At 62.6% G+C, this 23,597-nt stretch carries 24 protein-coding genes and 1 tRNA gene; 13 read left to right on the top strand and 12 right to left on the bottom strand.

Annotation, left to right across the window (positions count from 1 at the left end):
- Positions 1-82: 82 nt before the first annotated feature.
- The 3 genes from JWR51_RS21845 to JWR51_RS21855 all read right to left on the bottom strand — a co-directional run bounded on the left by JWR51_RS21845 (position 83) and on the right by JWR51_RS21855 (position 3,077).
- The gene (locus JWR51_RS21845; protein ID WP_299752999.1) at positions 83-925 is read right to left on the bottom strand and encodes a carbohydrate ABC transporter permease; all 843 of its coding nucleotides are present in this window, start codon (positions 923-925) and stop codon (positions 83-85) included.
- Between the two features lie 101 nt (positions 926-1,026).
- A complete protein-coding gene (locus JWR51_RS21850; protein WP_299752757.1) occupies positions 1,027-1,911 on the bottom strand; it encodes a sugar ABC transporter permease in 885 nt (294 codons plus the stop codon).
- Positions 1,912-1,922: 11 nt separating this feature from the next.
- Positions 1,923-3,077 (bottom strand): Gfo/Idh/MocA family oxidoreductase, encoded by a 1,155-nt coding sequence (locus JWR51_RS21855; protein WP_299752760.1) that lies wholly within the window; start codon positions 3,075-3,077, stop codon positions 1,923-1,925.
- A 93-nt stretch (positions 3,078-3,170) separates the two neighbouring features.
- On the opposite strand from JWR51_RS21855, the gene JWR51_RS21860 reads away from it, so the two are divergent.
- From JWR51_RS21860 to JWR51_RS21875, 4 genes are all read left to right on the top strand, one after another.
- Complete coding sequence (locus JWR51_RS21860) at positions 3,171-3,326, top strand: hypothetical protein (RefSeq protein WP_299752763.1); 156 nt, start codon at positions 3,171-3,173, stop codon at positions 3,324-3,326.
- Between the two features lie 205 nt (positions 3,327-3,531).
- A complete protein-coding gene (locus JWR51_RS21865) occupies positions 3,532-4,716 on the top strand; it encodes an MFS transporter (protein ID WP_299753001.1) in 1,185 nt (394 codons plus the stop codon).
- Positions 4,717-6,153: a M81 family metallopeptidase gene (locus JWR51_RS21870; protein ID WP_299752766.1), complete on the top strand. Its 1,437-nt coding sequence runs from the start codon at positions 4,717-4,719 to the stop codon at positions 6,151-6,153.
- 93 nt (positions 6,154-6,246) lie between these two features.
- Positions 6,247-6,717: an SRPBCC family protein gene (locus JWR51_RS21875; RefSeq protein ID WP_299752769.1), complete on the top strand. Its 471-nt coding sequence runs from the start codon at positions 6,247-6,249 to the stop codon at positions 6,715-6,717.
- 128 nt (positions 6,718-6,845) lie between these two features.
- On the opposite strand, the gene JWR51_RS21880 is transcribed toward JWR51_RS21875, so the two are convergent.
- A tRNA-Ser gene (locus tag JWR51_RS21880) sits at positions 6,846-6,938 on the bottom strand.
- A gap of 257 nt (positions 6,939-7,195) precedes the next feature.
- On the opposite strand from JWR51_RS21880, the gene JWR51_RS21885 reads away from it, so the two are divergent.
- On the top strand, positions 7,196-7,726 hold the full coding sequence (locus JWR51_RS21885; protein WP_299752772.1) for a DUF2147 domain-containing protein: 531 nt from the start codon (positions 7,196-7,198) through the stop codon (positions 7,724-7,726).
- A 29-nt stretch (positions 7,727-7,755) separates the two neighbouring features.
- On the opposite strand, the gene JWR51_RS21890 is transcribed toward JWR51_RS21885, so the two are convergent.
- Entirely contained in the window at positions 7,756-8,460 is a 705-nt protein-coding gene (locus JWR51_RS21890; protein ID WP_299752775.1) for a glutathione binding-like protein, read from the bottom strand.
- A gap of 307 nt (positions 8,461-8,767) precedes the next feature.
- Between JWR51_RS21890 and JWR51_RS21895 the strand changes: the two genes are divergently transcribed.
- The gene (locus JWR51_RS21895; RefSeq protein WP_299752778.1) at positions 8,768-9,532 is read left to right on the top strand and encodes a sulfite exporter TauE/SafE family protein; all 765 of its coding nucleotides are present in this window, start codon (positions 8,768-8,770) and stop codon (positions 9,530-9,532) included.
- A 234-nt stretch (positions 9,533-9,766) separates the two neighbouring features.
- Here the strand turns inward: JWR51_RS21895 and JWR51_RS21900 are convergent, their stop codons facing one another.
- The 3 genes from JWR51_RS21900 to sugE all read right to left on the bottom strand — a co-directional run bounded on the left by JWR51_RS21900 (position 9,767) and on the right by sugE (position 13,281).
- Complete coding sequence (locus JWR51_RS21900; protein WP_299752781.1) at positions 9,767-11,860, bottom strand: molybdopterin-dependent oxidoreductase; 2,094 nt, start codon at positions 11,858-11,860, stop codon at positions 9,767-9,769.
- Between the two features lie 255 nt (positions 11,861-12,115).
- Positions 12,116-12,739, bottom strand: coding sequence for a hypothetical protein (locus JWR51_RS21905; protein WP_299752784.1), 624 nt, complete (start codon positions 12,737-12,739; stop codon positions 12,116-12,118).
- A 227-nt stretch (positions 12,740-12,966) separates the two neighbouring features.
- Positions 12,967-13,281, bottom strand: coding sequence for a quaternary ammonium compound efflux SMR transporter SugE (sugE, locus tag JWR51_RS21910; RefSeq protein WP_299752787.1), 315 nt, complete (start codon positions 13,279-13,281; stop codon positions 12,967-12,969).
- Between the two features lie 299 nt (positions 13,282-13,580).
- Here sugE and JWR51_RS21915 point away from each other — a divergent pair, with 299 nt between their 5' ends.
- The 4 genes from JWR51_RS21915 to JWR51_RS21930 all read left to right on the top strand — a co-directional run bounded on the left by JWR51_RS21915 (position 13,581) and on the right by JWR51_RS21930 (position 16,815).
- The gene (locus JWR51_RS21915; RefSeq protein WP_299752790.1) at positions 13,581-14,240 is read left to right on the top strand and encodes a YqiJ family protein; all 660 of its coding nucleotides are present in this window, start codon (positions 13,581-13,583) and stop codon (positions 14,238-14,240) included.
- 118 nt (positions 14,241-14,358) lie between these two features.
- Entirely contained in the window at positions 14,359-16,080 is a 1,722-nt protein-coding gene (locus JWR51_RS21920; RefSeq protein WP_299752794.1) for a flotillin domain-containing protein, read from the top strand.
- 4 nt (positions 16,081-16,084) lie between these two features.
- Positions 16,085-16,483: a DUF1801 domain-containing protein gene (locus JWR51_RS21925; protein WP_299752797.1), complete on the top strand. Its 399-nt coding sequence runs from the start codon at positions 16,085-16,087 to the stop codon at positions 16,481-16,483.
- A complete protein-coding gene (locus tag JWR51_RS21930) occupies positions 16,483-16,815 on the top strand; it encodes a GFA family protein (RefSeq protein WP_299752800.1) in 333 nt (110 codons plus the stop codon). Before JWR51_RS21925 ends, JWR51_RS21930 begins: the two co-directional genes overlap by 1 nt.
- 20 nt (positions 16,816-16,835) lie before the next feature.
- On the opposite strand, the gene JWR51_RS21935 is transcribed toward JWR51_RS21930, so the two are convergent.
- The 3 genes from JWR51_RS21935 to ndk all read right to left on the bottom strand — a co-directional run bounded on the left by JWR51_RS21935 (position 16,836) and on the right by ndk (position 19,533).
- A complete protein-coding gene (locus tag JWR51_RS21935) occupies positions 16,836-18,773 on the bottom strand; it encodes a DEAD/DEAH box helicase (protein WP_299752803.1) in 1,938 nt (645 codons plus the stop codon).
- Positions 18,774-18,925: 152 nt separating this feature from the next.
- A complete protein-coding gene (locus tag JWR51_RS21940; RefSeq protein WP_299752805.1) occupies positions 18,926-19,111 on the bottom strand; it encodes a tautomerase family protein in 186 nt (61 codons plus the stop codon).
- Positions 19,111-19,533 (bottom strand): nucleoside-diphosphate kinase, encoded by a 423-nt coding sequence (gene ndk, locus JWR51_RS21945; protein WP_299752807.1) that lies wholly within the window; start codon positions 19,531-19,533, stop codon positions 19,111-19,113. Before ndk ends, JWR51_RS21940 begins: the two co-directional genes overlap by 1 nt.
- A 343-nt stretch (positions 19,534-19,876) precedes the next feature.
- Between ndk and JWR51_RS21950 the strand changes: the two genes are divergently transcribed.
- Complete coding sequence (locus JWR51_RS21950) at positions 19,877-20,695, top strand: hypothetical protein (RefSeq protein WP_299752809.1); 819 nt, start codon at positions 19,877-19,879, stop codon at positions 20,693-20,695.
- Here JWR51_RS21950 and JWR51_RS21955 read toward each other — a convergent pair.
- On the bottom strand, positions 20,692-21,072 hold the full coding sequence (locus tag JWR51_RS21955) for a hypothetical protein (RefSeq protein WP_299752812.1): 381 nt from the start codon (positions 21,070-21,072) through the stop codon (positions 20,692-20,694). The genes JWR51_RS21950 and JWR51_RS21955 overlap by 4 nt on opposite strands.
- A gap of 204 nt (positions 21,073-21,276) precedes the next feature.
- Between JWR51_RS21955 and JWR51_RS21960 the strand changes: the two genes are divergently transcribed.
- Entirely contained in the window at positions 21,277-23,136 is a 1,860-nt protein-coding gene (locus tag JWR51_RS21960; RefSeq protein WP_299752815.1) for an ABC-F family ATP-binding cassette domain-containing protein, read from the top strand.
- A complete protein-coding gene (locus JWR51_RS21965) occupies positions 23,133-23,564 on the top strand; it encodes a cupin domain-containing protein (protein WP_299752818.1) in 432 nt (143 codons plus the stop codon). Before JWR51_RS21960 ends, JWR51_RS21965 begins: the two co-directional genes overlap by 4 nt.
- Positions 23,565-23,597: the final 33 nt, after the last annotated feature.

Below are 23,597 nucleotides of genomic sequence, written 5' to 3' on the forward strand. Positions count from 1 at the left end.
CGGCTTTTGACGCCGTGCCCTAATCTTGTTCAGTCACGTTTCCGAACCGGAAAACCGCTGCGCACTTTTCCTGGAAACGCTCCTAGGTCTTGACGGCACCGGCGGTGAGGCCAGCGACGAGGTATCGTTGTAGAAAGACGATCAGAATGAGCACCGGGCTAATGCCAACGAAGCTGGCGGCCATGAGCTCGTTCCACACCACTTCCTGTCGGCCAAAGTAGGCGAACAACCCAATGGGAAGCGGCATGAACTCGGTCTTGGAGTTGAATGTCAGCGCAAAGATGAACTGCTGCGCATAGGCTCCAATGAATGTGGTGATAGCGACGACGGAAATGCCGGGCATGGCGATCGGCAGGATGACGCGGCGCAACGTATAGAGACGGCTGGCGCCATCGACCCATGCGGCTTCATCGAGTTCCCGCGGAATGCGCATCATGTAGGTGCGCAGCAGCCAGATGGCCGATGGGATGAGGAAGGCCACGCCGGGCACGATCATGGCGAAATAGGTGTTGAGCACGCCCAGCGAGCGCATCAGCCGGTAGAGCGGGATGAGCAGCACGGCGCCGGAGAACATGTTCACCGCCAGGAACGCCGCCAGCATGATGCCGCGGCCCTTGAAGGGGAAGCGCGCAAAGGCGTAAGCAGCAGGCACCACCATGATCAGCACGACGATAGTGATGGTGGTGGACAGGAACAGCGAATTGACGATGTAGCGCCAGAAGCCGGGCACGCTCTGCCACATGGTGAAATAGGCGGTGAGCGAGCCGTTTTTGGGCCAGAAGCTATAGGGCGAAGAGAACAGCGCCGACAGCGGCTTCAGCGAGACCATGAAGCCTTCGATGAACGGCGCCAGCACGAAGAACAGGAAGACGAACATGCCGGCGTAAATCGCGGTGTATTCATACCATTTATAGCGGTCGATCATCGCCCGGACGGCCTTGGCGGGCTTCCTGATGGCGGGCACCACGGCCAGATCATCGGCGGGATGGGCGGTCTTTTCGGCAGCGATATTCAGCGGCTGGTCGGTCATGCCTTTTCTCCCGTATTGATTTTTCCGACGACGCGGAAATAGGCCAGGCAGAACAGGGACAGGAAAATACAGATCATCACCGCACGGGCAGCGCCTTCGCCATATTTGTAAGAGCCAATGGCGGTCTTGTAGGTGTCGATGATCATGGTGGTGGTGGAGCCGGACGGGCCGCCACGGGTCAGGATCCAGATGATGTCGAAGGAATTGAACGTCGCGATCAGCGACAGCAGCGACATGGTCACCAGAGCCGGAATGATCATCGGGAAGGTGATGCGGCGGAAGCGGTAGAAGCGCCCTGCCCCATCGGTCCAGGCGGCCTCGTAGAGATCGCGCGGGATCGATTGCATGGCGGCCAGCAGATAGATGGTGACCAGCGGCACGCCGATCCACACGTCGGTGACGATGGTGGCCCAGAACGCGGTATTGCCGTAGGCCAGCCAGGCGATGGGGCCATCGACGATGCCGAAATTCTGCAACAGGCCCGAAATCATGCCGAACTGGCCGTTATACATCCAGCCCCACATGAAAATGCCGATGGCCATGGGCACGACCCAGGGTGGCATGGTGAGGATGCGGAACAGGGCGCGGCCGGGCACGGCGGCATTGAGCAGCACGGCGCCGAAGGTGCCGACGACCATCTTGATGGAGACGGAAAAGAAGGTCCAGACGAAGGTGCGGACGATGACTTCGTTGAAGTTGTTCTTGAAGATTTTTTCGTAGTTCGCCCAGCCGACGAACTCGTAGGTCTTTTTCAGCGCCGCATTGGTGAAGCTGAGATTGATGGTATCGACCAGCGGATAGGCGACGATACCGATGATGTAGAGAAGGGCCGGAGCCAGCAGAGCGAGAGCGAACAGGGTAGCGTTTCGTGTGCTGGTCATGGTCTATCCCCTCAACTGGTTCGGCCGAGGGCAGCGTCGAACTGCTGCCAGATCGGGGCCATGTCGATGACCGATTTGGTGCGCATGGCCTGGTCCATGGTGAGAGCCAGGAGCCCCGCTTCGAGCGCGTCGACCACCGAGACCGGCAACGGCACGCCTTCAACCATGTGGCTCAGGATATCGGCGGCCATCTGCTCGTCGGCGCCGTAATGCTGGCTGAGGCCGCTTGTCTTGTAGGTGTTGTCGACCAGGCGGTCGGAGGTACGGCTATCGGTGACGCGCAGGAAATTGCGGATGAAATCGCCCTCGGCCATGCCCTTGGCGCCCATCACCGCAAAGCGGCGGAAATCGTCGGGAACGTTGAGATTGGTGTGGAAAGTGAGCGCGGAGCCATTTTCGTACTGCACCATGGCGGTCTGGAAATCGATGATGTCGCCGTCGCTGTCGAAGACCTTGTCGCTGCCCATCCAGCCGCTCGGCTTGCGATGGTAGACTTCCATGTCGTTGATGCCGGTGACGGCCGGAGCGTTCTTGGGCACGAAAGTGCGGCGGCCACCGAAGCTGGAGACGTAGCGCGGGCGGCAGCCCATGACGCCATTATAGAGATCGAGATCGTGGCAGCACTTTTCGAGCATGAAGCTGCCCGAATATTTTTCGTAGCGGCGCCAGTCGCGCATGAAGAAAGCGCCGTGATAGGGCGGGATATGCTCTGACGCTTCGATCGAGGTGATGTCGCCGAGCTGGCCTTCGGCCTGGGCCTTGCGCAGGTCGATATAGAGCGGCGCGTAACGTAGCACGAGGCCAACCATGAGGTTGTCGGAGCCGTATTGGGCGATCAGCTCGGCCAATGCCATGGTGTCCTCGACCGAGGTCACGACCGGCTTTTCGGTGAAAATCTTGAGGCCGCGTTCCAGCCCGATGCGGATGTAGTCCAGATGTGTGTGGTTGGGTGAGCCGACCATCAGCAGGTCGAGCTGTTCGCCATCCAGCATGGCTTCCAGCGTCGGGTATTCCTTGCCGACGGAAACGCCGTGTTCCTTGGTGTAGTCGAGGCCCGCAGGCGCGTCATCGACGTAAGCGACGACAGAAAAGTCGTCACGGGCAGCGGAGAACACCCGCGCCAGATAACCCAGACGATAGCCGAGGCCGATAATGCCAACCCGCATGAATGCCGTAACCCTGTTGCCCCGCCACTCTCTTAAACGGAGTGGTAAGGAATTTTGTAAACTATTTTCAAGACTAGGATTGTCTCAAGTGTCATGTCAACACGAAAACCAACCAACTTCAATACCAATTTAAGCCACCCCGAAAAACGGCGCGCTTTTGCGCAAAGTGCCGCAAAACTGGGCGGTTTTTGGCGCTCTATTGCGCAAATGGATGTGGACAAGTCGGCATCGACACCGGATGATGCTTGAATTGGTATCGATGTGGGCTCTTCATCGGAAGACGACGATGTTGTCACGAATGAAAATTTGCAACACGATGGCAAGGCCGGCGACGCTGCGAGCGCGCTGGAGGATTGTGGTTTCCGAAGCCTTACCGACCATTCAACTCCAAACGCACGTGAAAGCCCAGCCAGATCGTGTTCGTTGGAAATGCAGGAAGAGTTAGATGTCGTTCTTGAGTGCCCAGCGGCTGACCATGCTGGTGTTTTTTCTGCAGCCGGTGGCGTTCGGAAGCTGGTTGCCGCGGATTCCGGATGTGCAGGAAATGTTGGGGCTGGGGCCGGCGGGGCTGGCCTGGGCGCTATTGGGACTGCCGTGCGGCACGCTGCTGACGCTGCCCTTCGCCGGGCCGATCGTCGGCAAGATCGGGCCGCGACGGACGCTTCTTATAGGCTTTGTGCTCTATACTATTGCGGTGAGCCTGCCGGCGCTGGCAATGACGCCGGCTATTCTATTCCTTTGCCTGATGCTGGCGGGTGGGGCGATTTCCTTCACCGAGCTGGGGCTCAATGTGCAGGCCGATGCGGTGGAGAAATCCACCGGCTCGCTGATCATGAGCACGTCGCATGGCTTCTGGTCGCTGGGTATCATGACGGGCAGCCTGATCGGCTCGGGCCTCGCGGCGATTGGGCTGGAGGCACGCTGGGCGATACCGCTGGTGGCGATCATCGTGCTGCCGATCGCGCTGCTGGCGTCGCGGCAATTGCCGGATGCGGCGCAGGAGCCCCATCATAGTGAGACCGGCAAGCGCTCGGCCTGGAGCCTGCCGAGCCTAGCGCTGCTGGGAATTTGCCTCTTTGTGTTCGGCATCACCATGACCGAGGGGGCGATGGCCGATTGGTCGGCGGTGTTCCTGCGCAAGGTGTTCGGCGCCGACGGTGGCGCGGCGGGACTGGGCTATTCAGTGTTCGCCATGATGGTGGCCGTGGGACGATTCGGCGGCGATAGGCTCAAGGCGCGATTCGGCGCTGTGCCGCTGGCACGGGGCGCTGGCCTGCTCGGGCTACTCGGCGTGGCTGTGCTGCTGGTGGCGCCCAATACGGCGTTGGCGCTGGTGGGCTTTGCGGTAATCGGGCTAGGCGTATCGGTGGGCTTCCCGCTGGCGGTGACGGCGGCGGCGAGCCTGACCGACCGGTCGAGTTCGGCCAATGTGGCGATCCTGAGTTTCGTAGCACTGGCGGGTTTCCTGGTGGGGCCGCCGGTGATCGGCTTCATCGCCGAGCATGTGGAAATGCGAATTGGCCTCGCGGCACTGTTGCCGGTGTTGGCCATCAGTCTGGCGCTGACCGGACGGCTGGCGATCAAGCCCGCTGCCAAGCCCTTGACCGATCCGGAAGCTGAAATTCCAGGAGTGTATTGAATGCGCATTGCCGTTGCCGGACTACATACCGAATGCAGCACCTATAATCCGGTGCTGGCGCGCGAAGCCGATTTTCGCGTGCTGCGCGGGCCATCGATGCTCAAGGATGCCTATTTCGATTTCCTGACGCATTTTCCGGCCGAGTTCGTCACCATCCTGCATGCCAGGGCGATTGCCGGCGGGCCGGTGGAGCGGACGATCTATGAGCGCTGGAAGAGCGAAATCCTCGATGGGCTCAAGGCGGCGGAAAAGCTGGATGGGGTCTATCTGGCGCTGCATGGCGCGATGTTCGTCGATGGAATGTTCGATGCCGAAGGCGATTTGATCGCGGCGGTGCGTGGGGTGATCGGGCCCGACGTGCCGATTGCGGCGAGCTACGACTTGCATGGCAATATCAGCCAGCGGATCGTGGACAATCTGGACATGTTTTCGACCTATCGGACCGCGCCGCATATCGACATCCAGGATACGATGCGACGCTCGGTGACGATGCTGGTGCGGGCACTGCGCACCGGCGTGCGGCCGTTCCTCGTATGGGCGCCGGTGCCTGTGCTGCTGCCGGGCGAGCGGACCAGCACGCAGGACGAGCCGGCGCGCACGTTCTACACCACCATCCACGAGGCTGAGGAGCCGACGGGCATCTGGGATGCGTCGTTTCAGGTGGGTTATGTGTGGGCGGACGAGCCGCGCGCGACCGCTTGCGCACTGGTGACCGGGACGGATCGGGCGGCGATGGATATTGCCGCCAAGACGCTGGCGCAGGGCTATTGGGATATCCGCGAGCAGTTCGTGTTCGGGCCCAAGACCGGCACCATCGATGAATGCGTCGACTGGGCCATGGCGGCGACCACGAGCCCGGCGGTGATCGCCGAATCGGGGGACAATCCGACAGGCGGCGGAGTCGGTGATCGGGCGGAGGTGCTGACCGCGCTGCTAGCCAAGGGCGCGCAGGGCGTGGTGTTCGCCGGGATCATGGATGCGGCGGCGACTGAGGCTGCATACGCCGTCGGCGTTGGCGGGATGATCGAGGCCAGCATCGGGGGGAGCCTCGATCCATCCAGCACGCCGGCGCTCGTGACGGCGGAAGTGGTGTTCCTGCTGGATGCGCCGGAACCGAGGCTGCGCGAGGCGGTGTTGCGCGTCGACGGCGTCGAGCTGGTGGTGACGGCGAGGCGGCGGCCGTTCCACAATATCGAGGACTTTGCCCGGTTGGGGCTCGATCCCCGCACGGCGAAAATCCTCGTGGTCAAATCGGGCTATCTGTCGCCGGACCTCGGGCCGCTGGCCAATCCGAGCCTGATGGCGCTATCGCCCGGCGTGGTTGATCAGTTTGTCGAGCGGCTGGAGCGCAAGCACAAAGGCATTCCACAATATCCGTTCGACAAGGATTTCGCCTGGTCGCCGGTGGTGATCGCCTCGGCGCGGGTGAAGGGGTGACGGTTTTTCGCGGAATTTCGGTAGGGCGTGTCGAAAGGCTCTTTGCCTGCTCGTCGTGAGGATGAACAACCATTCCAAGCGAGGAAACCTGAAATGACCGACACTGCTGACGAAAGCCGCGAACTGAGCCTGACCCGTTTGATCGACGCGCCGCGCGAAGCCGTATACCGCGCCTGGACCCAGCCGGACCTGCTGATGCAGTGGTTCGCGCCCAAGCCGTGGAGCACGGTAAAGGCAGAGGGGGATCTGCGAACCGGTGGCGCCAGCCTGCTGGTCATGGCCGATCCGGACGGGAACGAATACCCCAATCCGGGTCAGTATCTTGAGGTAGTGCCGAACGAGAAGCTGGTGTTCACCGATGCCTATGTGGGCGATTGGGCGCCCTCGCCCAAGCCGTTCATGACCGTGACCCTGACCTTCAAGGACGAAGGCGGCAAGACGCGCTACACGGCGGTGGCCAGGCACTGGACGGTCAAGGACCGCAAGGCCCATGAGGCCATGGGCTTCCACGAAGGCTGGGGCCTGTGCGCCGACCAGTTGGAGGCGCTGGTCAAGACGTTCTGAGCGCCCTGCCCGCACGCAACAAGGCTGGCGCCACGGCGCCGGCTTTTTTGTTTATGTGCAATGTCTTGGGTGCCTGGATGACACCGCAGCGAGAACCGAATTGTGGTCGACCGGTTCGCTGGGGTGAATGGCGGAGAAGAAGGGATTCGAACCCTCGAGACAGTTTTTGACCATCTGCGCCCTTAGCAGGGGCGTGCCTTCGACCACTCGGCCACCTCTCCAAGACGGGCTGGTACATGAGAAAGTAGCGGGTGCGCAAGAGCTTTTCTCCGACGGCGGTATTTTCCTTGGGGCTGGCGCGATGGAGCGCGCGATTGCGGGCGCTACGGGTCACGGGCACGCCACAAAATATGGGCTTACGTGTCCGCCGGGATGCTATCGCCGCAATTTTCTTTGTTCCGATGTGATCCTGGGCATAATCGCGAGATGACTTCCACGCTGTCGAATCGGTGTGGGCCGGCAAGGGCGGATTGGCATGGTGCACACTGGACTTCTGGCAGGGTTGAGAGTGGCGGCGCTGGCGCTGGTCATGCAGGCCGGGGGGATGGTGGGGGCGATGGCGCAAGGCGCCGTCGAAGTCCCGGTCGCGACGGACCCGATCGAGGGGGTGTGGCAGACCGTGCTGCTATCGGAAATCACCATTGCCGCCTGCCCCGAGGGCTTTTGCGGCACGCTGAGCAAGATTATCGTGCCGAGCGAAGGGTTGACGCCGGAGGAGCTGGCGGCGGCACAGGCGATGGACCCGGCGACGTTTACCGACCTGCGAAACAAGGACCCGGAATTGCGCAACCGGCCGATGCTGGGGCTGCAAATCCTGACGCTACTGCCCAGCACCAAGCCGAACATCTATGATGGCGAAATCTATAACCCTCAGGACGGCAACACTTATTCGGGCTATGTCGAAATGACCGGACCGGACGCGGCGCGGCTCAATGGCTGCGTGCTATTCAACGTGGTGTGCAAGGGCGAAGACTGGGTGCGGGTGCCGCCGCCAGTCGCCGAAGAGTAGATGCCGCGCCCGAGGGCGCGGCGATTGGGCTAGCGGGCGCGTTGGTTGAACAGGATTTTCTGGGCTTCCTTGTCGTCGGCGAGGCTGGTGGCCTGTGGAACTTTGCCGATTTCGAGGCCTTTGGCGACTGCGGGGCGGGCGTTGAGGCGATCGAACCAGGCGTAAAAGTGCGGGAACTCGGCGCGGGTGATGCCGTAGCGCTCGGCGCTCTGGGCCCAGCCGATGGCGGCGATATCGGCAATGGAATAGTCGCCGGCGATATAGTCCCGGCCGACAAGACGCTTGTTGAGGACGCCGAAAAGGCGATGAGTTTCATCGCTATAGCGCTTAATGGCGTAGGGAATTTTCTCGGGGGCGTAGACCGAGAAGTGGTTGTTCTGGCCCAGCATCGGACCGAAGCCGCCGACCTGCCAGAACAGCCATTCATCGACTTCGACCTGCTGGCGCGGATCGGTGGGGTAGAGCTTGCCGAATTTGAGGGCGAGATATTTGAGGATGGCACCGGATTCGAAGACGGAAATCGGGGCACCGTCCGGGCCTTCGGGATCGACGATGGCGGGGATTTTGTTATTCGGCGAAATGGCGAGGAATTCCGGGGTGAACTGCTCGCCCTTGCCGATGTCGACGCGGTGGTAAGTGTATGGAACGTCAAGCTCTTCCAGCATGATATGCAGCTTCTGCCCGTTGGGGGTGGGCAGCGAATAGGCGAGGATCGGCTTGGTCTGGATGGTCATGGCGCGTCCGTTTAGCTGAGGGGTGCAGCCAGTCTATCGGCAAATGACGATGAAGGGCAAGGCGATGCACCCTGCCCCGATCATGCATTTTCCTCGAAATCGTTCGACGAAAAACCCAGCATGCTGGATTTCTTGAGCTTACCCAGGCGGCATCAAGATGGGTGATGGGGCAATCAGGGAAATGCGTTGGGCGGTGTGGGGATTAAAGGGATAAGCAATTGGCCGCTTCGGGGGATGGCCGCACGCCCGTAACCCCAGCCCTCCCCTTGAGGGGAGGGAGCCGATCGTCGGCGCATGAGGATTTGAGATGACTGAACTGCTGTTGCTGATCGCGGGGTTGTTGGGGGGAGCGGTGAACTCGCTCGCCGGAGGTGGCTCGTTTATCGTGTTTCCGGCGCTATTGGCGGTGGGGGTGCCGCCGGTGATCGCCAACGCATCCAATACCTATGCGGCCCTGCCCGGCTATGTCAGTGGGGCGGCGGGGTATTGGTCGGGGATCTGGGCCAACAAGGACCGGCTGGTGGTCTATTCCATCGTGGCGCTGATTTTTGGCTATGTGGGAGCCGAACTGCTGCTGGTGGTGTCGGATGCGCAGTTTTCGGTGATCGTGCCGTGGCTGATGCTGTTCGCCGTGGTGCTGTTTGCGTTCGGCAACCAGATCAATGCGTGGATGGCACAGCGCGGTGGCGGGCGGCGCGGGATGAAGGCGTTGGGCACGATGCTGCTGCTGGCGTTTTTGGCGCTAGTTTGCATTTATGGTGGGTTCTTTAATGCGGGCTTGGGGATTTTGACGCTGGCGTTCCTGGCGACAGCGGGGATGAGCGATATCCACGCCATGAACGGGCTCAAGATGTGGATTGCCGCGGTGGTGGCGATCGTGGCGGTGGCGCGGTTCGCGCTGAGCGGGTCGATCGACTGGTATCATGGCTCGATCGCCATGGTGGGTGTGACGGTGGGCTCCTATGTGGCGGCAAGGAATGCGCACCGGTTTCCGAGGGAGGCGATCCGGGCGGGCGTGATTGTTTATGGGATCGGAATGACGGGGTATTTTTTCTGGAAGGCTTATGCGTAGGGCAAACTCAGAGCATCCCCCCAATCAAGGGGGAGGTTTCTCTCCACGCTTGGAGCGCGATATATGTCCCAACCACCGCCCCTTCCCGCGGGCTTGACCCGCGGGGCACTCACACCACCCACGATGTTTGGCGTCGGCTGAGAGTGGCCCACGGGTCAAGCCCGCGGGAAGGTCGAGTGCGGGGAGAGTGCGGGTGGGCAATGAGCGGTAAGCGGCAGCGATGCTCCGCTTCCCCTAATCCGCCTTCCTGAGCCACACCGCGGCGTCGTGGAACGATGCGCCGCCGAACGGTGGCGCCGGGGCGGCGCTGGTGAGGGTGTTGATGCCTTGGCCGCGGCGGTGGGCTTTGTTGCGGTGGAGGCCTTCGGCGACGAGGACGCCGAGGGACATGCCGGTGGAGATGCGGGCGATCAGGTCGACGGAGCCGCGATGGTTGCCCAATGTGACATAGTCGCCGTCGGCGATGGCATTGGCGGCGGCATCGTCGGGGTGGATGAAGACGGAGGGCTCGCCTTCGCGCTTGAGGCTGCCGGGGGTCTGGTTGAAGCTTGAATTGAGGAAGCCGCGCGCCGGGCTGGTGGCGAGGCGAAAGGGGTGCTCGGTTGTGGCGTTTTCGATGATGTCCCAGTGGTCGGCGAAGCGGGGCATGTCAGCCGGATCGCAAGTCCAGAGGTAGCCCTTCTTGTCGGCGGTGCCCTGCCAGTTTGGCGCGAAGCGGAAGCGTTTGTCGGGCCAGGCGAAGCCGGTGGCAAAACGGGCGATGTCGTCGGGGCGTTCGCGGTCGACGAAGCCGACCTTTTCGATTTCGTCCAGGTCGCCGTAGTTTGAGCGACGGAAGGTTTCGGCGACGACGTCGCGGTCCTTGGTGCGGAAGATGTCATCGTCCAAGCCAAGGCGCAGGGCCAGGGCGTTGATGACTTCGTGGTTGGACCAGGTCTGGCCGGGGCGTTCGATGAGTTTGGGGCCGTAGAGGACGCGGGTGTGGCCGCCGCGGGTGTAATAATCGTTGTGTTCGAGGAACATGGTGGCAGGCAGGACGATATCGGCCATTTCGGCCGTTTCGGTCATGAACTGCTCGTGTACGACGAGGAACAGGTCCTCGCGGGCAAAGCCTTGCCGGGTGAGGTTCTGGTTGGGGGCGACGCTGGCGGGATTGGTGTTTTGCACGATCATCGCCTTGACCGGGCCGCCATGCTTGAGCGCCTTGGCGTCGCCGGTCAGGATCGAGCCGATCTCGGACATGTCGAGTTCGCGCGGATTGCCCTTTTGCAGGTCGGGACCGGTGATGCGGGATTTGTCCAGGGCGAACGTGCCGGAATTGGAATGGAATGCACCGCCGCCGCGATGCTGCCAGGCGCCGGTCATAGCGGGGATGCTGAGCGCCGCGTGCATGGCGGTGGCGCCGTTGCGCTGGCGGGTGAAGCCGTAGCCGAGGCGGAAGTAGGTGCGTGGCGTGGTCCCGACGAGGTGGGCGAAGGTTTCGATGTCGGCCACGGTGAGACCGGTGATGGCAGCCGCCCATTCGGGCGTTTTGGTCGCCAGATGGGCTTCGAAATCGGGGCCGAAATCGGTGTATTTGGCCATGTAGGCGCGGTCGGCGAGGTTATCGCGCAGCAGGATGTGCATGACGGCCACGGCCAGAGCGCCATCGGTGCCGGGACGGACGATGAGGCCGAGATCGGCCTGGGCCATGGTAGCGGTACGGTAGATGTCGACGACGACGATCTTGGCGCTGCGCTCTTTTTTGGCGCGCATGGCGTGGGTCATGACGTTGACCTGGGTATGCACCGCATTGGTGCCCCAGATGACGACACAGTCGCTTTCGGCCATCTGTTCGGGATTGACGCCGCCCAGCATGCCGGTGCCGGCAATATAGCCGGGCCAGGAGGTGCCGGTGCAGATGGTGTCGTATTGGTTGGAATAGCCCATGGCGGCGCGCAGGCGATCGATGCCGTCACGGTGCACGTGGCCCATGGTGCCGGCGTAGTAGTAGGGCCAGATGGATTCGGCGCCGTGTTCGGCTTCGATCTGGGTGAACTTGGCGGCGATTTCGTCGAGGGCGTCGTCCCAGGAGATGGGGGACCACTGCCCTGCGCCTTTGGGCCCGACGCGGCGCAGGGGCTGGGTCAGGCGATCGGGGTGGTGGACGCGCTCGGCGTAGCGGGCGACTTTTTCGCAGATGACGCCGGCGGTGTAGGGATCGTCCTTGGCGCCACGGACGCGGCCGATGGTGTGGTCATCGATGATTTCGACATCGAGGGCGCAGGCCGACGGGCAATCGTGCGGGCAGACCGAACGGGCGATGCGGGCGACGATAGGTTTGTTCATGGAAGGCGGCTCGGGGCTTGCTGTTGGTGCAAGGTACGCGAGGGGGCGGTGGGGGTAAATGTGATTGTGGTGATGGCTGGGATGAAGGGGAGTGATGGGGGGTGAGGATTGGGGCTAAACCGCACCCCCACCTAGCCTCCCCCTGAAGGGGAGGAACGACACCACTCGTTTGGGCTGGATCGGGACACAGCCACAGTGTGGCTCCTCCCCCTCGAGGGGGAGGTTGGGTGGGGGTGGTCGGAGGAGAGACGAGTGTTAAAGCGCGAACGCCTTGGTCGCGGTTTCGGCATTTCGTCGCGCCCGATTTGCGGCGTGCTTGGCCAATTGCGCGGCCCCGGTGTGGAACTGCGAGAACGTCACCTTTTGCCGATCGTGGGTCGCGATGGTGATGCCGCGCCAGTTGGGGCGGACGGAGCGGACGTCGGACCAGGCAATGGTGGTGGTCTTGCCGAAGGCGGATTGGCGTTCGAGGGCGGAATTGTTCCAGCGCACTTTGACGAACAGGCCGCCCAGCCCGATGGCGACAGCCCCGAGGCCCAGGCTGACCGAGGCGATGAAAGTGGCGATCATGTGGGCGGGCGGGACCACCCTGGTGCCGCCGATGACGATGATGGCCGACATCAGCACGACTGCAAGGGCGGCCGCGCCGTAGCAGGCGAAATATTCGACCATGGAGGGGCGCAGTTCGGCCCAGCCATCGACCTGGATGGCCTCTTCGGACTGCACGATGCGCAGCGCCAGGAACGCCGCATAGGCAAAAGCGACAACGCCGGCAGCGCGTGCCAGTGGCAGGCTATCGAGGGCCGGAACATGTTTGAGAATGAGAAGGGAAACGATCACGATCAGTGGCACAGCCACTTCCTGCCAGCGCAAGGGCACTATCTGCTCTCCAAAAATGAGGGCCGGTGACGCGAACACGGCATTCCAATAGTCTGGAAGCTAACAAACTTTTTGAATCGGCCCACTAACATTTTCGGGAGCGGCGCAGATGGCGCGGAACCCGTACTTTTTTGTCACACCTTGGTGGCGGAGGTTTTGATTCAACTGGCTCATGTGATGAGTCAACCGCCGCCGGAATTGAGTCCGGCGGCAGCGCTAAGTCATTGTCAAGAAAACAGTTTCAGGCCGCCGATGCCGGCGATGATCAGGCCGATCGACACCAGGCGCGCCACCGTGGCCGCATCGCCGAACAGCATCATACCAAGAATGGCGGTGCCGACCGTGCCGATGCCGGTCCACACGGCATAGCCGGTGCCGACGGGCAGGTCGCGCAGGGCAATGCCGAGCAGCACGACGCTGATTATCATCGCGGCGACGGTGAGGACTGTGGGGGTGAGGCGGCTGAAGCCGTCGGTATATTTGAGGCCGATCGCCCAGCCCATTTCAAACAGGCCGGCGATAACGAGATAGACCCAGGCCATTGGATTGCTCCGTGGTTTCGGGTCGTCCCGAGGAAGTGAAAACGCCTGGCCGTCCAGGCAAGCTGTAGATAGTCACCCTCGGGACGATTGTGAAGAGGTGGTCGGGACCAGCAGATGGTCCCCATTTGCATGACCGCGCGACCCGGTTTTGACGATGCGACAGCAAAGCCCGGACCGGTATTCATCAGGTAAAAAGGGTTATGCAGCAGCAATTTGCCCCGGCAACTTGACCGGGGCGGAATGCGCCTCCATCTATACGATGCTGTCGGGGGGCAGACCGGGCTTGAGGGAGACTGGCGATGGATGTGTTTGCAGCAGCGACCGCGCCATTTGCCGTGGCCATCGGGCTGACGCTGGCGATTGCCCTGATCGAAATGCTCGGGCTGCTGATCGGAATCCACCCCTCCTCTGCGATCGATAGCGCCCTGCCCGATTTGCATGTCGATGTGGACGTGCCGCATGTGGACATTGGCCATCTCGAGCTCAATCCGTTGAGCCAGACGCTGACTTGGCTGAGTTTCGGGCGGGTGCCGGCGCTGGTGGTGCTGATCCTGCTGGCGGCCAGTTTCGGGCTGATCGGGTTCGTGCTGCAGGAGTTTCTGCGGCAGAGTTTTGGCTTCACGCTCGATCCGTGGCTGGCCAGCATTCCGGCGGCGATTGGCGCGGTTTTCGCGACGCGGCATGGCGGGCGATTGCTCGGGCGGATCATGCCCAAGGAAGAAAGCGACGCGGTGAGCACGGCGGCGTTCGTCGGGCGGATCGCCACGGTGTTTCGCGGCCAGGCGAGTGCCGGGCGGCCGGCCGAGGCCAAGCTCAGCGATATTCATGGCAAGACGCATTACCTGCTGGTGGAGCCTGAGGAAGCCGAACAGGTGTTTTCCGAGGGCTCCGAAGTCGTGATCATCCGCCAGGAGGGCAGCGTCTATCGCGCGATCACGCGGCTGAAACCGGCGGCCTGATGGCGAAAGTCAAATTACCCCTGCCGCCAAATGCTGGCGACACACTCCCGGTGCAGAATGCGCCACCACCACTTCAGACGACCACCGAACAGCCCTACCGACCCCGGAGATCGCCTACATGTCCAGTTCCATCGTCGACATCCTGATCGTGCTTGCGGTTATCCTGATCGCGCTGTTTGCCATCGGCATCATCTTTTCGCGGCTATATCGCCGCTCGTCCAAGGAGGTGAGCTTCGTGCGCACCGGGTTTGGCGGGCAGAAGGTGATCATGAATGGCGGCGCGCTGGTGTTTCCGGTGCTGCATGAGCAGATCCCCGTCAATATGAACACGCTGCGGCTGGAAGTGCGGCGCGCAGCCGATCAGGCGCTGATCACCAAGGACCGGATGCGCGTCGATGTGCAGGCGGAATTCTATGTTCGGGTGCAGCCGGTGATCGAATCGATCGCCAATGCGGCGCAGACGCTGGGGCGGCGGACGATGGAGCCGGGTGCGCTCAAGGAACTGGTCGAAGGCAAGTTCGTCGATGCGCTGCGCGCGGTGGCGGCCGAGATGGGCATGGAGGAGTTGCACGAGCAGCGGGTGAACTTCGTGCAGAAGGTGCAGGCGGCGGTTTCGGAAGACATTCTGAAGAACGGGTTGGAACTGGAATCGGTATCGCTGACCGGGTTGGACCAGACCAATCGCGAATTCTTCAATCCGGACAACGCGTTCGACGCAGAAGGTCTATTGAAGCTGACGCAGGCGATCGAAGAGCGGCGCAAGATGCGCAACGATATCGAGCAGGAAACGCAGGTTCTGATCGAGCGCAAGAATTTCGATGCGCAAGCGCAAAAATACCAGATCAACCGCGACCAGGAATTTGCCCGGCTGGAGCAGGAGCGCGAAATCCAGACGCGCGTGGCCGAACAGGGCTCGCTGATCAAGCAGCAGCAATCGGATCGCGAGCGCGAGTCGGAGCAGGCCCGGATTATGGCGGCGCAGCAGGTGCGGGAATCCGACATCGCCTCGAGCCAGATCGTGCAGGAGCGGGAGATCGCGACTGCGCTGGCGGTGGAAGCAGCGGCGGTCGACAAGGCCAAGCAGATCGCGCTGGCCGAGCAAGCGCGCGATATCGCGGTGGCGATCAAGAGCAAAGAAAAGTCGGTGGCCGATGCGGCGGCTGACCAGGCTCGAGCGCTGGCGGTGACGGCGGAAGAAGAGGTAACGACCGCCCGCGAGACGGCAGTCGCCGAGCGCCAGAAGGCCATCCAACTGATCGATGCACGCAAGGCGGCCGAGCAGGCGGCAATTTCGATCACTGTGGCGGCGGAAGCAGAGAAGTCGGCAGCGACGGATCGGGCCGGAGCGGTGCGGATCGGGGCGACGGCGGACGCCGAGAAGGTGCGCGTGGCGGCCAAGGGCTCGGCGGACTCCGAAATGCTGCGGGCCGGAGCGCTGGCGGCGATCTATAAGGTGGAGGCCGAGGGCAAGCGCAGCGTCAACGAGGCGAGCAATACGCTGAACGCGGAGCAGATCGCGATGCAGGTGCGGATCAGGCTGATCGAGGCCCTGCCCTCGATCATCGCAGAGTCGGTCAGGCCGATGCAGAATATCGAGGGGATCAAGATCCTGCATGTCGATGGGCTGAATGGGTCGAGCCAGAATGGCGGCGGTGGCGGCGAGGGTGCGGGCGGCGGTGGGTTGGCGGATCAGGCGGTGGCGGCGGCGCTGAGATATCGCAGCCAGGCGCCGTTGATCGATGCGCTGATGGCCGAGCTTGGATTGAGTGGCGGAACGCTGGATGGATTGGCGAGTTCGGTGACCGGGATTTCGGTGCCCGAGCCAAAAGCCAAGAAGTAGCGCCATGGATGCGGCGGTGGCGGCGGTGTTCGAGGGCTATCCGGCGGCAGTGCGTGAGCGGCTGTTGCGGTTGCGGGACGTGATCATCGAGACCGCGGCCAACACGGCCGGAGTGGGCGCGCTGGAGGAGACGCTGAAATGGGGTCAGGTGAGTTACCTGACCCAACAGAGCGGCAGCGGGACGACGGTGCGGATCGATGTGGATAAGGCCAGCGGGCTGCCGGCGATTTATGTGAATTGCCAGACCAATCTGGTGGATGGGTATCGCGAGGTTTATCCCGAGGCGTTCGCGTATCAGGGGACGCGGGCGGTGGTGATTGGGGAGAAGCCGGACGAGGCGGCGCTTCGGCATGTGATTGCGCGGGCGCTGACCTATCACGCAAGGAAGAAGCGGGTGGCGTGATGGCGGTGGAGGCAAGCTGCCACTGCGGCGCGGTACGCATCACGGCGGCTTATGCGCCCACCGACATCAACGATTGCCAGTGTGACCATTGCCAGAAGCGGGGCGTGCTCTGGGCGTATTACAGCCCCAGGGACGTCACGGTGACGGGGGCTAATTCATTCTATGTGTGGGGCGACAAGCGCATCCGTTTTCACTTCTGCACGGTGTGCGGATGTACGACGCATTGGACGGCGGTCGATCCGACGCGGGATCGCATGGCCATCAATGCGCGGCTGCTGCCGCGTGAAGTGATGGCCGGCGCGACCATTCGGGAGTCGCCGGGACCGCGATGAGCGGACCCGGCTGAGATTGCCTAGACCTGCGGCTTGCGCTTTGCCTTGTGGTCCTTGGGCTTGAAGACCTTTTCCTTTTTCGGAGCAGCACCGGCGGCCTTGTCGGCGCTCCACTTTGGCTTGCCCTTATCCTTGGGACTGGGGCCACGCGGAGCGCGGGGCTTGTCGGTTTCGACGCGAGCCGGACGCGGCTGGTCGAAATCGGTGCGGACGGCGCCGTCGGTGGCGGCCGGATCGTAGCGCAGGGCGCGGTCGGCGCGTTCAGGACGCGGTGCGGCAGGGTCGTAGCGTTCGATCGGGCCTTCGGGGCGGCGCTGGGCGGCAGGCGGACGGGTGCGGCCTTCGGTGCGTTCGCCGGGGCCGTCGATGGCGGTGATGAAGACACCGCGTTCACCGGAGCCGTTTTTCTCGACCGATTTAGCGAAGGCATCGGCCTTGCCGGCGGCGACTTCGAAGTGGCTCTCGGTATCGAAAATGCGGATGGAGCCGATGGCGACCTTGGTGACATTGCCGGCCTTGCAGAGCATGGGCAGCAGCCAGCGCGGCTCGGCCTTGTGCTTGCGGCCGACCGAGACCTTGAACCAGGTGCCGCCTTCGAACTTTTCACGGACGCGGGGATCGCTGTCGCCGGGCTTGCCGGGAGCGGCATTCTCGGTGACTTCCTCGGGGGTCGGGCGGGCGGCGAGCTGCTGGCGCAGGTAGGCGGCAGCGATGGCCTCCGGGGTGTAGCGCGACAGCAGTTCGGCGACGAAGGGTGCCTCCTCTTCGCCGATGGTGGCGGTGAGGGCGACGTCGGTCAGGATGGACTCGCGGTAGCGGGCATCGATATCGGCGCTGGTCGGGGGCGCCATGTTGGTGACGTCGAGCTTGGCCAGCTTGAGGGTGCGCTGGACGGCATTGCGGCGGTGCATCGGCACGATCAGAACGCAGGTGCCCTTGCGCCCTGCCCGGCCGGTGCGGCCCGAACGATGCAGGAGCGTATCGGGATTGGTCGGCATGTCGGCGTGGATGACGAGATCGAGGTTCGGCAGATCGATGCCGCGCGCGGCCACGTCGGTGGCGACGCAGATGCGGGCGCGGCCGTCGCGCATGGATTGCAGCGCGTTGGTGCGTTCGGTCTGGCTCAGCTCGCCCGAGAGGGTGACGACGTCGAAGCCGCGATTGTGCAGGCGCGAGGACAGGTGTTTGACGCCTTCACGGGTGGAGGCGAAGACCAGGGTGTTGGCGCTATCGAAATAGAGCAGCGTGTTGATGATGGCGTTTTCGCGCTCGGCGGCGGGGACCAGCATCAGCTTGTAGTCAATATCGGCATGCTGTTCGGCGGAATTGGTGGCCGAGATGCGCAGGGCGTCGTTCTGGAAGGTTTTCGCCAGTTGGGCGATCTGCTTGGGAACGGTCGCGGAGAACAGCAGTGTGCGGCGGTCCTCGGGAGCGGCGTCGAGGATGAATTCGAGATCTTCGCGGAAGCCGAGGTCGAGCATTTCGTCGGCTTCGTCGAGGACGACGGCGCGCAGGGCGGACATATCGAGCACGCCCTTGGTGATGTGGTCACGCAGGCGGCCCGGGGTGCCGACGACGATGTGGGCACCGCGTTCGAGCGCGCGGCGCTCGGTGCGCATGTCCATGCCGCCAACGCAGGACGCGGTCTTGGCGCCGGCTTCGGCATAGAGCCAATCGAGTTCGCGCTGCACCTGCAGGGCGAGTTCGCGGGTCGGGGCGATGATCAGCGCCATGGGGGCGCCGAGTTCGGTGAAGCGTTCGGCATCGCCCAGCAGTGTGGGGGCGATGGCCATGCCAAAGGCAACGGTCTTGCCGGAGCCGGTCTGGGCGGAGACAAGGAGATCGCGGCCGGCGGCGTCATCGGCGATGACGGCCTCCTGCACGGCGGTCAGGGTTTCATAACCCTTGGCGGCAAGAGCGCGGGCGAGTGGGGCGAGGATAGTCTCGGGAAGTGACAATGCAGATCTTTCAGGTGGGGTGAGAACCCCTACCCGGCCCTCCCCTTTGTCGTCGGGAGGCAGCGAAGGAGCTCTGGATTGGGTGCAGTATAGCACAAACAAGCAAAAAGGCCGCCCGGCGGGCGGCCTTCCAAGTCGCGATAGCGGACCGGTTAACGGTCGCTGAAGGGAACGCCGCCCTTGGACTTGCTGTCCCGGGGAGATTCAACGATCTGGACGGTGACGTTCTCGGCAGCGGTGCCGAAATTCTTCACCACCGCATCGGTGATGTCTTTCATCAGTCCGCGCTTTTCAGCGGCAGTCCGGCCTTCGACGGCAAAGACGACGATCTCAGGCATTAGCCGACGATTTCGTCGTTGGTGAAGAAGAACTTGATCTCTTCGGCAGCGGTTTCGGGAGCGTCCGAGCCGTGAACCGAGTTTTCGCCGATCGAGATGGCGAATTCCTTGCGGATGGTGCCGTCAGCGGCGTTAGCCGGGTTGGTGGCGCCCATGACTTCACGGTTCTTGAGGATGGCGCCTTCGCCTTCCAGAACCTGCACAACGACGGGCGAGGCGATCATCTGCTCGACCAGTTCGCCGAAGAAGGGGCGATCCTTATGGACGGCATAGAAACCCTCGGCCTGAGCGCGGGTCATGTGGATCTTCTTGAGCGCGACGGGGCGCAGACCGGCTTCCTCGAACTTGGCGAGAACCTTGCCGATCAAATTGCGGCGGACGACGTCGGGCTTCAGGATTGAAAAGGTGCGTTCGAGAGCCATTGAATTGGTCCTTGATTTTGGATTGGTCCGTGAGCCTTTTGAAATTCTACTCTGGCGGCCATCTGCAGCGGTTTTCTGCGCTTCCGGTGCTCACGTACAAACGTAAGCTGAGCTCCGGTTCTCGAAAACCACTGCATCTGACTCCCCAGAGCGAATTTCGAAGCGGCTCTTGGAAGTGTGGGGCCTTGTAGCGGCAGAGTTTGACAGAGGCAAGACTGGTGCTGCGCATGGCTCACCAGCGCGGCGATAGCTGCAATTTGTGTTCGATGGCGGCCTTGCCAAGATCGCGCCGACAATGGGATGCGTATGGCCGTTCCATAGCTTCCTAATGATCGAGTCTTTCATGAATGGTATCTTGAACGCCTTTCCGACGCGGCCGCTGCGCGTTGCCAAAAGCGGAATCGGTTCGCCCATGGGCAATGTGGTCCTGGCGCTGGTGATGTTTGCGCTGCTGCTGGGCGGAGCGATCTGGGTGGGACCAAACCTGGTGCGCGACTTCATCATCCAGGCCGACCCGGTGGAGGTGCCCGAGGCCGATATCCGCAATGGCGAATGCTCGACCTATCGGGGGATCGTGGAAAGCTGCGGCGCCGATATCGCCTATGAGATCAAGGGCAAGCAGGTGCAGGCGTCGCTGCACTACCTGTTCCTCGATCCATCCAATGGCGATTATCAGGTGAGCGTCGTGCGTTCGGCCAGCCACCCGAGCATGGCCACGCTCAGCCTCGGGCTCGACATGCTGTGGAACCGGGCCATCGTGGCGGCGGCTGTTGGGCTGGGCTTGCTGGCGGCGGGGCTGGCGCTACTGACAAAGGCCTCACGCGGTGCTCGTTTCGAGCGGTCGCTGAAGGAGCCGATGCAGTTGGTGCCGCTGGCGGCGACGGTGAGCATGGCGCGCAAGCTGTTCTTCGGGTTGTTCGGGACCAGTTATGCGGTCAAGTACAGCGTGGACGGGAAGAAATACACCAATGCCCACACCACGTTCAGAGGGAAGAGCCGGCCGTTCGTGCTGGGCTATGCGGGCAAGAAGACGGTGTTGCTCGGCGTCGTGCCCCGCCAGGGCGGCATGCTGATCCTGCTCGACGCGGCGCTGACGCGAATGGACTTCACCGACGCAGAGCGCGAGGCGATTGGCGGGGCGATGGCGGCATTAGGCGCTTAATCGCCAATATCGACGCGGCCACCGAATTGGGGCTGGCCATCGGCGCCCAACACCGTGATCTGCAAGGCGGTGGCCTCGGACGGGACCTGCACCGTCACGTCGACCGGAATGGCGACGATTTGCATGGTGCAGATTTCAGCGGTTTTGCTGGTGGGGATGGTGACGCTGAGGGCACCATCGGTGAGCGCACCAGTCTGTGGGGCCTCCGCGGCCTGACAGGCGCCGCCGTCGAAGGTCAGTTGCAGGTGGACCGCGTCGGGCGCCGTGCGGGTGGCGGAGGCGTCGGAGAAGGGCTGCAAATCTGGGGTGACGGGGCCATCGGCAAAGGCTGCGGTGGCGGTCAGGGCAAAAATTGCGGCAAGAGCGGCGCGACCCATGTAATCCTCCTTCTGATCGGTACTGGCGGATAGCATCGCGGTTTGGCAAAGGTGTGTCGAGCGGCTAGAAAGCCTTGCGGCCAGCACCTATGCGGCAAAGCCGGTTGCCAGCGAGCCGGCTTAACTCTATCCAGCACTCTGACATTGGCGCGCGTCTCGACGCTGCCGCCTCGACCCATTTCCTCGTTTTCAGATCGTGTCGCCATGCTGACCATCAATAATCTCATTTATCGTATCCAGGGCCGCGAGTTGTTTGACGGTGCCTCGGTGACGCTGCCGACCGGCTCCAAAACCGGATTCGTGGGCAAGAACGGTACGGGCAAGACCACGCTGTTCCATCTGATCCAGGAACATCTGCAGCCCGACGCGGGCGGTATCGAGCTGGTGAAGAAGGCGCGTATCGGCGCGGTGGCGCAGGAAGCGCCGGCCGGCAATGAGAGCGTGCTGGAAGTGGTGATGGCCGCCGACAAGGAGCGCACCGCACTGATGGCGGAGGCCGAGACCGCGACAGATCCGGAGCGGATCGGCGAAATCTACATGCGGCTGGCCGATATCGACGCGCATACCGCTGAAGCGCGGGCGTCGACGATTCTGAAGGGCCTTGGCTTCGAGCATGACCGGCAGAACGGGCCGACCCACGAGCTATCGGGCGGCTGGCGCATGCGCGTGGCGCTGGCCGGCGTGCTGTTCAGCCAGCCGGACCTGCTGCTGCTCGACGAGCCGACCAACTATCTGGATCTGGAAGGCACGCTGTGGCTGGAGAAGTATCTCGCCACCTACCCCTACACCGTGTTCATGATCAGCCATGACCGCGACCTGCTGAACAAGTCGGTCTCCTCGATCATCCATCTCGAGCACAAGAAGCTGACCTTCTACAAAGGCAATTACGACACGTTCGAAACGACGCGCCGCATGCAGATGGAGCTGAACAACAAGAGCCGCGACAAGGCGCTGGACCAGGTCGCGCATCTGCAGAAGTTCGTCGATCGCTTCAAGGCCAAGGCATCCAAGGCCAAGCAGGCCCAGTCGCGCATGAAGATGATCGAAAAGCTGAAGCCACCAGCGGCGATGTTCGACGAATTCTCGGCGCCGTTCACGTTCCAGCAGCCTAAGGCGGAAGCCTCGACGCCGATGATCTCGCTGGACGGGGTTTCGGCCGGCTATGGCGACAAGACCATTTTGCGCAATATCAATATGCGCATCGACCCGGAAGACCGCATCGCCCTGATCGGCGTCAACGGCAACGGCAAGTCGACCTTCGCCAAGCTGCTGGCGGGCGATATCAAGCCGCTGGGCGGGACGTTCAACAAGGGCAAGAAGCTGGAAATCGCGCATTTCGCGCAGCACCAGATGGATAAGCTCAAGCCGGAATGGACGCCGTTCGAGCATTTGATCGAACTGATGCCGACGGACCCGGAAAGCAAGCGCCGCTCGCGCTTGAGCCAGATGGGGCTGACCAAATCGCGCATGGACACGCCGGCCAAGAACCTCTCCGGTGGCGAGCGGGCGCGGCTGCTGATGGGACTGATTACGTTCAGCGGGCCGGGAATGATGATCCTCGACGAGCCGACCAACCATCTCGATATCGACAGCCGCGACGCGCTGGTGCATGCGCTCAATGACTATGAAGGTGCCGTGCTGATCATCAGCCACGATCGCCATCTGGTGGAAGCGACTTGCGATACGCTGTGGATCGCCGAGGGCGGCACGATCAAGGTGCTGGACGAGGATCTCGACAGCTATCAACGCAATATCGTGGGTGGCAAGGAGCCCAAGGGGTCCAAGGAAGACCGCAAGGCAGCCAAGCAGGAGGCCGCTGCCAAACGCGAAGCGATCGCCCCGATCAAGGCGAGCATTAAGGATGCGGAAACCAAGATTGCCCGTTTGAAGGTGGAAATCGGGAAAATCCAGAACCAGTTGGACGATCCGAAGATTTACAACGGGCCGGCCGACCGGTTGATCGCGCTGGGCAAGGACAAGGCGCGGTTTAGCGCTGACCTGGACACCACCGAAGAGCATTGGCTGGCGTTGAGCGCTGATCTGGAGAGTGCCGAGAGCGCATGACGCAACTCGCCGCCAAAGACGTGATCTTTACCTTGGGGATGAAGCGCCATCCCGAGGGCGGCTGGTATGCGGAGACGTTTGTGGACGGCGATGCGAGCGCCGGCAGGCCGCGGTCGACGGCGATCTATTATCTGCTGGAGGCTGGTGACGCCTCGCACTGGCATCGGGTCGATGCCGTCGAGGTGTGGCACTATTATGCCGGCGCGCCGCTGGCCCTGCGGATTTCGGACGGCAAAAGCGTCGACCTGCACATGCTGGGGTCCGACCTGGATGGCGGCGAGCGGCCGCAAGTGGTGGTGCCCAAACAGGCCTGGCAGGCGGCAGTCAGCACGGGGGCGTTTACGCTGGTCGGCTGTACGGTGGCACCGGGATTTCAGTTTTCGGGGTTTGAACTGGCCGACAAGAACTGGGCTCCCGGCGGCGATTAACTTGGCGGCGCGTCGTGAGTTGACAGTGACGCC

It is taken from the genome of Devosia sp., assembly GCF_028290625.1.
Taxonomy (GTDB): domain Bacteria; phylum Pseudomonadota; class Alphaproteobacteria; order Rhizobiales; family Devosiaceae; genus Devosia.